Origin of the sequence: Tardiphaga sp. 42S5 (assembly GCF_034044155.1) — a bacterium.
GTDB lineage: Bacteria > Pseudomonadota > Alphaproteobacteria > Rhizobiales > Xanthobacteraceae > Tardiphaga > Tardiphaga robiniae.
The window spans coordinates 4953215-4965512 of the sequence record NZ_CP139027.1 but is presented as its reverse complement, the minus strand read 5'-3'; the positions used below and the strand labels follow the sequence as shown (position 1 = coordinate 4965512).

General features: G+C 56.1%; 9 protein-coding genes. All 9 read left to right on the top strand.

What is annotated here, in order from left to right:
* Nucleotides 1-150: 150 nt before the first annotated feature.
* Nucleotides 151-1284 carry an acyltransferase family protein gene (locus SFY93_RS23140; RefSeq protein ID WP_320444758.1) on the top strand — a complete coding sequence of 378 codons (1134 nt, stop codon included), beginning with the start codon at nucleotides 151-153 and terminating at the stop codon, nucleotides 1282-1284.
* Nucleotides 1285-1350: 66 nt separating this feature from the next.
* A complete protein-coding gene (locus SFY93_RS23135) occupies nucleotides 1351-2682 on the top strand; it encodes a hypothetical protein (RefSeq protein WP_320444757.1) in 1332 nt (443 codons plus the stop codon).
* Between the two features lie 253 nt (nucleotides 2683-2935).
* Nucleotides 2936-4126 (top strand): acyltransferase family protein, encoded by a 1191-nt coding sequence (locus tag SFY93_RS23130; RefSeq protein ID WP_320444756.1) that lies wholly within the window; start codon nucleotides 2936-2938, stop codon nucleotides 4124-4126.
* 114 nt (nucleotides 4127-4240) lie between these two features.
* Nucleotides 4241-5680, top strand: a complete 1440-nt coding sequence (locus SFY93_RS23125; RefSeq protein ID WP_320444755.1) for a UbiA family prenyltransferase — start codon at nucleotides 4241-4243, stop codon at nucleotides 5678-5680.
* Nucleotides 5677-6105: a GtrA family protein gene (locus SFY93_RS23120; RefSeq protein WP_320444754.1), complete on the top strand. Its 429-nt coding sequence runs from the start codon at nucleotides 5677-5679 to the stop codon at nucleotides 6103-6105. Before SFY93_RS23125 ends, SFY93_RS23120 begins: the two co-directional genes overlap by 4 nt.
* Nucleotides 6102-7424, top strand: a complete 1323-nt coding sequence (locus tag SFY93_RS23115; RefSeq protein WP_320444753.1) for an FAD-binding protein — start codon at nucleotides 6102-6104, stop codon at nucleotides 7422-7424. Before SFY93_RS23120 ends, SFY93_RS23115 begins: the two co-directional genes overlap by 4 nt.
* Entirely contained in the window at nucleotides 7424-8164 is a 741-nt protein-coding gene (locus SFY93_RS23110) for an SDR family oxidoreductase (RefSeq protein ID WP_320444752.1), read from the top strand. The genes SFY93_RS23115 and SFY93_RS23110 overlap by 1 nt, the downstream gene beginning before the upstream one ends.
* A gap of 163 nt (nucleotides 8165-8327) precedes the next feature.
* A complete protein-coding gene (locus tag SFY93_RS23105; RefSeq protein WP_320444751.1) occupies nucleotides 8328-10541 on the top strand; it encodes a Wzz/FepE/Etk N-terminal domain-containing protein in 2214 nt (737 codons plus the stop codon).
* Nucleotides 10542-10798: 257 nt separating this feature from the next.
* Entirely contained in the window at nucleotides 10799-12124 is a 1326-nt protein-coding gene (locus SFY93_RS23100; RefSeq protein ID WP_320444750.1) for a polysaccharide biosynthesis/export family protein, read from the top strand.
* Nucleotides 12125-12298 lie beyond the last annotated feature (174 nt).

Here is a 12298-nt window from a genome sequence, read left to right as displayed (position 1 = left end):
GATCCGACATACGCACCTCTAACGCTCGAGATGAATTGCTCATGCAATAGTGAGGCCAGCTCTGGCATGTCGATTGCTTGACGCAGGATGTAGTGCGTCATGGGCTTCATGCCCGGGGCCGGCGACCGATTTCGACGGAGCAAAGGACCTATGACCTATTCCGCAACTCGTCCGACGCCGGAAGTCATTGATGAGCAGAAGTCGCAGCAGGAGCCGCATGCTGGAAGGTTGGAATCGGCGTCGGCTGATGCGTTCAAAGGTATCTGCATCTTCCTTATCATCTTCGGACATAACAAAAGCCTGGAATATGCGAGCCCGGAGTTCCGGGCTTTTCTGTATTTGTTTCACGTCGCGATGTTCTTGTACTTACCATTCCTGAGGCCGTGGCAGACGTGGGGGCGGGCAAAACCACTCGACCTGATCATCCGCTACGGCTGGCCATGTGTGGTGTTCACACTCGTCTACTCACTTATCTTTGTAAAATTCTCCGGTCGCTCATTGACCGAAGTACCCATGCTGGTCGCTGAAGCCGTGCTTGCCATGAGCGCGCGCGGCTTCGATCACGCGACAGGCCTTCAACTGCTCTGGTTTTTGCCAGCGCTGATCGGCATCCGTTTCGCGATGATGCTCGTAGCATCGCTCGCAGGCGCGCAATTATGGCCTGTTCTGGCCGTCGCGGCTTTCGCCCACAGCCTGATAGGTCTGTTGCCGGAGAGTCTGAAATACGTCACGCCATTCGGGTGGCCGATTGCGGCGTTGCTGCTGTTTCCGGGAATGGTAATTGCGCTCCTCGACCTTGGGCGACGCCGAATACCAGTGTGGATGCTCATCGGGCTTGGCGCGATTGCATTGACGCTCATGCTCGCGACGGGGCTGATCAATCGTGGTCATCCGCTTAATGTCGGAATGATCTTTGTGCCCTCAATCGCAACGCCGTTGAAATTGATTGCGCTCGACCTCATCCAGATATGGGCCTTTGTTACTCTCATGGCCGTCAGCCGGTTATTGCCGGTGCAGAGGTTGTTCGGCGGGCTTGGCAGGATGTCCTTCGAGCTCTTTGTCCTTCACCAGCCGATCTATATCGGGATCCGCGCGATATCGCCGGCGGTGCTGGTCACCAATTGGGGGCCTTGGGCGACAGGCGCTGTGACGCTCGCTTCGACGATTGTGATCGCCGTGGGTGTTGCTGTTGTCATTCGCAGCGTGCCGCCAGTGCACCGGCTCCTGTTTCCGGCCGGCGTGGGCTCCTTCGGTCGCTTGTGGAATCCGCGCCTGCAGCAGTGAGAACCCTGGCCTGGCCGAGCCGGCGAACGCGCGAGCTGAAAGTAAACGTGGCAGAGTGAGGCAATCATGCAGGCCGAGACGAGTTCTTCGAATGACGCAAGCGCCGTCAAAGAGATGGCTCACGCCGCAGCTCTTTATATCAAACCGGGAGGCTCATTCGTTCTGCTTGGCATTGCCTTCGTCCTGACGCTTGCGATGCTGGCCCGTAACGGCATTTTCGGCGTTGTCGAAACATTCTCGGACGAGCATGATCACTTCAAGCGGTCAATGATGTTTGCCAGCATTGTCCGCGGAAATGCAAATCTCGAGGCCATCGGCACATTCTATGCGGGGGGAATCTGGCCGCCGCTCTATCCGATGCTGATGGGCAGTATCCAGGCGCTAACGAATTGCGGTGTGGGGTTTCTTCGGGGAACCAATGTATTGCTTGCCTATGGTGGCTTTGCGTTTTTGATCGGCGCGATAGCGCAGCCATGGGGTCGCTATATCGGTATCGTCGTTGTTGCTCTGTTCGTTATCGGAACACATTATTACTTTCAAATTCGTCCTGAAAGCCTGGTTCTCCTGTTGCTCGGTGCCGCGATATTTCTGATCGTGAAGTATCGCCTGTTCTCCGTTGGTACGCAGGGGCAACCTAGCCGATATGTGCTTTGCGGGGCGTTGTTCGCGATGGCTTGTCTGACACACGCTTTCGTTGCGGTGCTGGCCATTTATCTTGTGATACTCGCTCTGCTCAGGGTCCGGTATCGGTTTCATTTTGTGGTGGCATTTGCCCTGATCGCCGGGCCCTACGTTGCTGCGCAGGCGATGATACATAACGGCGTGGTGCTATTCGCGACCACGGCCGAGGAAAATCTTGCACGGAACAATAATGTGTTCCTTCGGAATCATGAGCGACCGCAGGCGGATGAACTGCTCTTCGCGGAAATGGAGCGGCGGTATCAAGCGGGTGACAAGGTGACATACCCGCGCCCCATGTTGTTGCCCCAGGGAAGATACGAGCAGTGGCTCCATGACGAAAACAAGCGCCGCATATTCAAGGAAATGGCCATGGAGGAGGTCCGCGCCGATCCGGCGGGCGCAGCGATCCGGGCGATGCAGCGCGTCACAGGCCTGATTGGCGGAGAGGGCTGTGTCCCGGGCCAGCGTTATGGCTGTAATGTCAGCCCAAAACTCGACCTGATGGCATTCTACGGCCTCGAGCTAATGGCACTCATCGGTTTGATCTATGCGGCACGAAGTGAACGAATTCGAGTTTCATCATTCTCATTTGCAATCGCATGCGTCGCGTTGCTCGCTCCCATGATTGTCACCCAGGCGGTGGAGCGCCAGTTCGTTATTGTGCTGGTATTGGCATCGTTCGGTGGATTGGCTCGCCTCAAATCGCCGCGAACATAGGCACTGCGCGCGACGCGGGCGCAGTCCGCAGTGCGAGCGATGCGCTATCGGACATCGCGCGCTTCCGAGGAAAACCTGCGGAAGGCTAATTTTGCAGGAAAAGTTAAGTCTCGGTTCCATCCGAACAAACTCGGAAGTGTAGTTTCTGGAGATGTCATAAATGAAGGCGTTTCCTGCATATAATATGTACTTGCCGAAAATTGTACGCGTTCGATAGCCTACTCGAAGTGGAATTTTCCTTTAGGAGGATCCATTGCGTTTCGCAGCTTTGGACGGCTGGCGTGGTATAGCAGCCATCGGGGTTGCAGTTTTCCATCTCAGTGTTTTGGGTCATTTTTTTGAAATTCCCTTTGTCCGAAAGGCGGACGTATTCGTCGATTTCTTCTTTGTCCTGAGCGGCTTTGTTCTTACTCACGCTTATGGAAATCGCCTCTCGAACAAGGACGAATTTTTTCGTTTCGCTATTCGTCGCTTCGGCCGGCTGTGGCCGCTGCACGTTGTCACTACGCTTGTTCTGCTCGCAAGCGAGGTCCTGAAGTATGCGACGATGAAGTTTGCAGGCCTCGGTGCGGGTGCGCCTGCATTTGCCGGACGAACAAGCGTGGAGGCGCTCATCTATAATGTGTTCTTGCTGCATGGCCTTGGCTTCTTCCCGGACTTCACCTGGAACCTGCCGAGTTGGAGCATCAGCACTGAATTTTACGTCTATGCAGCATTCGCGAGTGTTTGCGTGGTGTTCGGACGGCCATCCGTGGTGATTGCGGGGGTAGCCGCTGCGCTGGCTGCCGTCGTCTTCTACATGTTGATCGGTCAACGTACCGGGCCGCCGCCGCTCTATACCGCTGTTCCGCGATGCATGTGCGAATTCTTCGTCGGCGTTTTCGTCTATCGGCTCTTTCGCATGACGCCGTCATCGGGGATGCGCGTAGCTTCGTGGTTCGAGGTCCCAATCGTTATCGCGATGGTCGTGCTGGTTTCGATTTCATCCCGCAGCCAGCTAGCCTTCGTGAGTCCGTTTCTCTTTGGAGCGATGGTCTTTGTCTTCGCGGGCGGGGGCGGGATCGTATCGAACGGGCTCAAGTGGCAGCCGCTTCAGAGTATGGGAGAGATTTCGTATTCGATTTACCTGGTTCATTTTGTTGTTTTGACTATCTTCAACGCGCTGACGCGGGCGCTGGAGCAAAAATTGCATATGTCGCTGCGCGCGCAATTCGTTCATGACGGAGCGCCGTTCGATGTTCTCACGGTGGGTGGCCCCTGGTTTCTTGATCTCGTAGCGGTTGGCTATCTCGTCGTCGTGATCTTCGTGTCGCGTCATACGTACAATCTAATTGAAGTCCCGGCGCGAGATTTCTTTAACAATGTGGCCGCAAAGATGTTTCCGGTCGCACCTGCGGGGAGTGCAGAGAAGCCGATTCCGTGTGGCCTGCGAGATGCGCTCTGAAGTCCGAGGCGGCGACAAGGTGGGTCCTCTATGGGCTAACGCGACGTGAGACGAGATGCAGACGAGTTGATGTGAGACGACCGAAATACTGTGAGGCGAGCTGGAGTAAGGCGTATGGGCTTAGCAGAAGCGTCGTTGTCCGGTCTGTCGGTTCCGCTTATTGTCGATGTCGACGGAACGCTCCTGAAGACAGATTTGCTCGTCGAGTCATTTCTTGCGTTGCTCTCACGCAAGCCATGGAGAGCGCTGCTGGCACTGGCGGAGTTGCGGAAAGGCAAGGCTGCCTTCAAGGCGCGGCTAGCGAGCGAAGCCGAGATCGATATCTCGCTGATGCCCGTGCGGGAAGAGGTCATCACGTTCCTTCACGGTGAGAAGGCTCGAGGGCGGAAGATTTATCTCGCGTCAGCGGCAGATGCGCAGCTTGTATCCGCATTGTCCGATCACCTCGGCCTGTTCGACGGTGTGCTTGGATCGGACGGCACGATCAACCTGTCTGGTGCTGCCAAAGCGGATGCCTTGTGCGAGCGATTTGGCAGGGCTCAGTTCGACTATGTTGGCGACAGCCGGGCGGACCTCAAGGTCTGGAGCACCTGCAACGTTGCGATCGTCGCGGGTGGTCGGGGCGCGTGGCACTCCGGGATTTCAGGCGGCCAGCCCGGCGTGGTGGAGATTGTCGGGTCCCAGCCGGGCCTTCGCGATTACATCGCGGCGCTGCGCCCGCATCAATGGCTGAAGAACGCGCTCGTGTTTGTTCCCGCTATAGCCGGACACGTCCTGATGACGACCTGGTTCGGGTCGATCCTCGCCTTCATCAGTTTTTGCCTGTGCGCGTCCGCAGTCTATATTCTCAATGATCTACTCGATCTACGAGCCGACCGACAGCACCCGCGCAAGCGCAATCGTCCGTTCGCATCAGGGCGCGTTCCCATCATCCATGGGGCGGTGATGGCGCCGAGCCTGTTGCTTGCGGCGTTCTCCCTCACATTGTTTCTGCCGAAGGTCTTTGCGATCGTCCTAGCCGGCTACCTGGTTTTAACAACGCTTTATTCTTTTTGGCTCAAGCGCAAAGTGTTGGTGGACGTCATCGCGCTTGCGTGCCTGTATGCCGCGAGGGTGGTCGGCGGATCAGTGGCGACCGGCGTGCTGATCTCGCAGTGGCTGGAAGCATTTTCCATCTTCCTGTTCCTCAGCCTCGCCCTCGTGAAGCGTTCCGGCGAACTAGTCGATCGCGTTAAGAGCGGACGTGGTGATCCGGGCGGGCGGGGGTATCGGCTCGACGATTTGCCGGTGATCGAGTCCATGGCCGCTGCCAGCGGCTATTTGTCGGCGCTGGTGATGGCGCTCTACCTGAACAGCGAGGCTGTCGTAAACCTCTATAACAAGCCGCATCGACTGCTGCTGATTTGCGTGGCGTTGCTGTTCTGGACGAGCCGGATGTTGCTCAAAGCTCATCGCGGACAGATGGATGATGATCCCATCGTGTTCGCTGCGCGGGACCGGGTCAGCCTGGGCGTAGGAGCGGTATGTCTCGGTGTCGTGTATATCAGCCTATGAAGTCATCGACTCACAGCCTGATCGCGACTTATGTCGTCTTTTGCGTCATAGCAATGGCGACCAACCTCGGGACGCAGAACGCGTTAAACTGGCTGTTGGTAGAACAGGGAGTCGCGGACCAGTTTCGACTGCTTGTCGTACTCGCCGGCGGTACACTGGCGGGCCTTCTGATTAAGTACGTGCTGGACAAGCGCTATATCTTCGAGGACCGTAGCCGCGACCTTAACTCCCATGCGCGCAAGTTCTCGATGTATACGGCGATGGGACTAGTGACGACGGCCATCTTCTGGATATCCGAATCCGTGGCGTTCTTCATCGTGCCGACGACAACGGGATTGATGGTCGGCGGCGTGATCGGACTTACGATCGGCTATGTCATCAAGTACCACCTCGATCGGCGATTTGTCTTTGAGGCGGCGGTATGATGCTTTCGGGATGGGGACGATATCCTGTGCTGCCATGCACAGCCCGGAAGGCGCGCGGCGAAGCTGATGTCATAAAATTAATGGCTTCAACAACAAGTCTGATCGCTCGTGGAGCCGGCCGCGCCTATGGCGACGCGGCACTGAATTCGCAGATGACGCTGCTGATGGAGGGCAGCGACCGCATTCTTTTTTTCGACGACCAGACGGGTCGTCTGACATGCGAGGCGGGAGTGCTTCTCGCGGACATCCTGAACGTCTTCGTACCGCAGGGCTGGTTTCCGCCCGTTACGCCGGGCACGCAATACGTGACCGTGGGAGGCATGATCGCCTCGGACGTCCATGGAAAGAATCATCATGGCGCGGGAAGTTTTGGCGAATATGTTGAGTCCCTTGAACTCGCGGTCAGCGATGGACGAACGTTGCGCTGTGCGGGTGATGAGAATGTCGACCTGTTCAATGCCACGATCGGCGGCATGGGACTGACCGGCGTCATCCTGCGCGCGACCTTCCGCATGCTGCGCATCGAGACGGACCTGATCGTTCAGGAAACGATCCGTGCAAACAACCTGAGAGAAGCTTTCGACGTGCTGGAGAACTCGCTTTCTGCAACGTATTCGGTCGCATGGATCGATAGCCTGGCAAAGGGTGACAAGTTCGGCCGCTCGGTTGTGTTCACGGGAGAGCATCTAGCGGCGGCGGAATTGCCGAAGGATCGGGCATCTGTGCCATTTTCCGCCAAGCTTCCGAACGGGCGAAAAGTGCCATTTGACCTTCCTGGAATGACTCTGAACAGATTTAGCGTATCAGCCTTCAATGCACTCTATGTCGGATCGCGCAAATTCGGGCGCTCGTTGATCAATTTCCAGCCTTACTTCTACCCTCTAGATAGTATCGCGGAATGGAACCGGATCTACGGGGCCGCGGGATTCGTTCAGTATCAGGTGGCATTTCCGCGCGCGAGCAGTTTCGAAGGGATAAGTGCGATCCTTCGGACTGCCTCTGACTACGGACTGGGGTCATTTCTCTCCGTATTGAAGCTCTGTGGCAGACAGCGGAATAGTCCACTTTCGTTTCCACGGGAGGGCTACACGCTGACTCTCGATTATCCCATTAGAGCAAGAACTTTCAGCATGCTCCTCGAACTTGATCGCATCGTCGATGATCACGAGGGGCGGATCTATCTGGCGAAGGATGCCAGGATGGGAGCCCGCATGCTGGAGCGTGGATATCCGCGGATCTCCGAATTTACCGCCATACGGCAACGGTTCGATCCAGATCGCAAAATGCGTTCCTTACTCTCTGACCGGCTGGGCATCTAATGACAATCGCTTCACCTGTTTTGATCGTGGGTGCAGCGTCCGATATCGGACGCGCGATTGCGGCGGAGTATGCCAAGGCGGGCGCTTCGCTCATTCTCGCCGCGCGAGATGTCAGCAGGCTGGAGCCCGACGTGAAGGATCTCTTCTATCGATATAAGGCGAACGCGCAGCTCATGGAGCTTGATATTCTTGACGAGGGGCAGCGAGAAGCACTGCTTGGAAAATTAACGGAGGTTCCCGGTACCGTCATTTCCGTTGCTGGCGTTCTCGGCGACGAAGCGGCCGCATGGAGCAGTGCCGCTGCGGCTAACCACATCATGCAAGTAAATTATGTTGCTCCGTCCCTATTGCTCGGAGCATTCGCCAATCTCATGGCGGACCGGCCAGGCGCGTGCATCATCGGAATTAGCTCGGTCGCGGGAGACCGGGGACGCAAGAAGAATTATACATATGGTTCTGCCAAGGCGGGTTTTACTGCGTTTTTATCCGGTCTGCGTAATCGCTTCGGATCGAGCGGACTTCATGTGCTTACGGTCAAACCTGGATTTGTCGCCACCCGAATGACCGAGGGTATGGCACTTCCATCGTTTCTCACAGCGAGTCCGCAGCAGGTTGCCAGTTCCATCATCAGTGCCCACCGCAAGAAGAAGGACGTACTCTACGTGCTGGGTGTCTGGCGAGGGATCATGTTCATTATCCGGGCGATCCCCGAGCGCATGTTCAAATCCATGGATATCTAAGAAGGAACGAGCATGGAGATGTCTGAGTGAGATCGTGGCCGATATCTGGCACCGTCCTTGCTTACTATTTGGCTCGGCTCAGAAGATTTCGAGTCCAACTGCCTTTCTATGCTTTCTACGACGCGCAGTATTGTGAAGTAGTGTCAGAGTAAGGGAGCATGCCGTGCTCGAATTGCATCGAAATTCGTTTCGTGTTGACCAAGAGATCAATCAGGCGCCGCCTTTTGGCGATCGAAGTCTGAGCCTGTCCGGATTCCTGGCAATATTCCGCCGAAACCGCTGGTTGGTGATAGGCTGCCTCGTCCTCGCTTGGGGCATTGGTGCGACCGTCTATATGACGTCTCCCAAGCTGTACACGTCGAAGGCCCGCATGATGCTGGATGCGACGAGGTCAAAGTTCCTGTCGTCGCAGCAAGCTAGCGCGCCCGACGGGGTTCTGGATGCCATGACCGTCGAGAGCCAGGTCGAGGTGGTGCGGTCGGAAGGCGTTGCCATTGCTGTCGCCAAGAAATTTGATCTTGCCAACGATCCTGACTTTACTTCGCCGGGAGGGTCTCCAGTGGCGACTGTTATCCGTTTTGTTGTCGGCCTCTTCACGGAATCGTCCGATCCCAGCGAAAGCCGGGTTTCGCGTGCTGCCGTCGATAATCTGCTTGAGAATCTGACAGTCACTCGGGTTGGATTGACTTACGTCATCGAGATCAGCTTTCGTGCCCGCGACCCCAAGAAGGCTGCCATCATCGCCAATGCGTTTTCGGATGCATATATCGCAGGTCAACTGGAAGCAAAGTATAGTGAGGCGAAGAGAGCGGCCGACTGGTTGCGTGAACGAATTGCAGAGCTTCGGCAGGAGTCATTCGTTGCTGAAAGCGCCGTGCAGGATTTCAAATCGCAGAACAATATCGTCGACACCAAGCAGGGCCTCATTAGTGAACAGCAATTAGGCGAACTGAACACGCAATTGGTGCTCGTCCAAGGGCAGGTCGCGGAAGCCAAAGCGCGACTGGATCGTGTGAACGTGGTCATGACCGAAGGTGTTACCAACGCCGCGGTCGCAGATACGTTGAAAAGTGAAGTTATCAACCGAATGCGCCAACAATATCTCGATATGCAGCAGCAAGAAGCACAATTGTCGAGAAAGTACGGGCGCGAACACGGAGCCGCCGTCAACCTGCGAAACGTGATGATTGGCCTCGAGCGGTCGATGGCCGACGAAGTAAGCCGCGTTGCCGAGGCGAACAAAAGCGACTACCAAATCGCCCTGCTACGTCAGCAAGCGATTACTGCAAACGTAAATACCTTGATCAAAGGCGAAGCGCTGACGCGCAAGGCGCAGGTGACCCTACGCCAACTTGAAAGCACAGCGCTGAGCTATCGTGCGATTTTTGACTCGTTCCTCCAAAAGTATGTGCAGTCGAATCAGCAAACCTCGGTTCCTTCCACGGAAGCGCGCGTTATCACGATTGCGACGCCGCCAGAAAAGAAGAGCAATCCAAAGGGCGGAATAATTCTTGGTATCGCAAGTGCGCTTGGCTTGATGGCCGGTGCGGCGGCTGCGTTTGGACGCGAGGCACTCGATCGGACGTTCCGTTCGATTGAAAGTGTTGAGTCGACGTTGCGCGTTTCTTGTTTCGGAGCTTTGCCATTCGTAGCGGGGAGGAAATTGCGCAGGTCGGGACCAAAGATCCTAGGTCTGGGACAACCTAAGATCGACGCCCCGGCCCGTGACCTCGACCCAGGCGAGTCGATCGCGCGCTATGTTATCAATGATCCCTTCTCGCGCTTTGCTGAAACTCTTCGCACGATCAGGGTCGCTGCTGATCATGCCGGGTTGATCGGGAAGTCGAAGGTCATCGGCGTTGTTTCAGCGATGCCTGAAGAGGGTGCAACCACGATTGCTGCTAATCTCGCTCATCTGGTGGCGCATGCAGGCAATCATGTGTTGTTGATCGACGGCGGTCTGAGGGATGCCGGCCTGACGCGTGCGCTGGCTCCAACGGCGGCAACCGGACTACTGGATGCGATCGGACGTCCTGAAGATACCGATGAATTCTTCTGGCAGGATGCTGAAACGGGATTGAAATTCCTGCCAGCGATAACGCAGGAAAGGCCAATCCACACGGCGGAGAAACTCTCGTCGCTCGGGATGGATCTGTTGCTGAAGAAGGCCAAGGAGAACTTCGACTATATCATCATCGATTTGCCGCCGCTGACCAAAGCGGTCGATGCCAGGGCAATTAGTCCTCTGATCGAAAAATTCGTCTTCGTGGTGGAGTGGAGAAAGACCTCCTACGACGAAGTCATTGGCGCGCTGTCTACGGCGCCAATGGTCTACGAGAAGATGCTCGGTGTTGTGCTCAATAAAGCGGCATCCTGAGAGCATCTTTTGAGATCACCGCATGAACTGAGCGTATTCGATTGCCCGCGAATCCGCGGTGCGCTGTTGCTCGTCGGAATCTTTCACCACTGCGCTCAGGATTCCTAATAATATCAGTGCGTTATTTTGATTACCCCGCGCATAAGCATTCGTTAATCGTCTTTGGTCATCATCGATTAACCAATGTTGCCTGAAATCCTCCATTCCCAATAAAAAAGCACTGGTAGTTCAAAGGGGTTGGACGAGTCTGACCTGCCTTGGTACGGCATCTGCAGGCTATTGTTCAGAAATGCGTTTGCGTTCTTGCCAATAAGGCTGCCCTTTTGATGAATAAGTCCACGCCAACCAATCCCAAGGGCGGTTTACGGATCACGCTTTCCTCGAATTGCGCGCGGCCTCGGCCTGTCTTGGCGGGGCTGGCATTTGTTTGCCTGCTCTTGGGAGGCTGTGCGGGCGGGGTGCTTCCGTCCAGCGGTCCTCCATCGGCTAGGGTCTTCAAGGAGTCGGTCGACACCGTCGGTAACCCCAATTCGACCGTCGGCTATGTGGTGGTTAACCTCCGCCCCGAGGTGGTTACGCATTTGAACTCTGAGGATGGCGGGCGCCTCTTCAGCAACATGAGGGGACGTGCGAAGACAAGTGTTGCGCTTGGAATCGGCGATGTAGTCAGCATCACAATTTATGAGGCGCAGCGCGGCGGTTTGTTCACGTCGACCGAGGGCAATGCCGCGCCTGGCAATGCCGTGGAGCTGCCACGTCAGCAGGTCGACCTGGCCGGCAACATCACCGTGCCTTATGCTGGCGCCATCAAGGCTGCGGGCCGGTCGCCGCAGGATGTGCAGCTTGAGATCAAGAGCAAGCTAAGCGGCCGTGCGATAGATCCTCAGGTCCTTGTTTCGGTCGCGGATCGAATCTCCAACAGCATCAGCGTTCTTGGCGAGGTGAATACGCCTGCTCGTATTCCGATCGAACCTGGTGGCATCCAGCTGCTGCCAGCGCTTGCCCGGGCGGGCGGCACAAAGGCACCGGCGTTTGAAAGTCTCGTCTCGATCCAGAGAGACGGGAAAATCGACAGCGCGCTGCTCGTTGCTGTGAATGAACGCCCGGACAACAATATTCAGCTTCGTCCCGGTGACGTCGTGACCGTTACCCGTCGTCCGCGCTACTTCTTGGCTTTCGGTGCTACCGGCCAGACAACGACTCTGGGTCCGCTGGATCGTCGCTTCCCGTTCGATTCTTATCGTATGTCTCTCGGAGATGCTCTCGCCAAGGCCGGCGGTCTTCAAGATGACCGCGCGCAAGCGGCAGCCGTATTTCTCTATCGATTTGAGTCGCGCCAAGCGCTTGAGCGCATGGGCGTAGACGTCAGCCTGCATCCCGGCCCGCTTGTCCCGACAGTGTATCGGGCAGACCTTGAAGATCCGTCCGGTTACTTTCTTATCTCAGATTTCATCATGCGGGATCGAGATATGATCTACGTCTCGAATGCGCCCTCTGTTGATTTCCTGAAGTTTATCACTCTTATCCGATCGGTCCCGCAGACCGTATCCGACTACAGGGTGGCTGCGGAAGCTCGCTTCTGATTCTTTGAAATCACGCGCATCAGATGCACGCTCGTCCCATGTGTCCAAAACATGGGCGCCTACCGCGAATGCTAACAAGATTTTGCGCCGCGGAATCGAATATTCTGGACTCTGGGTGTAGTTCCGTTAGTTCGATAGTTGCCTCACAAAATTTAGCTTGGGACGCATTAATGT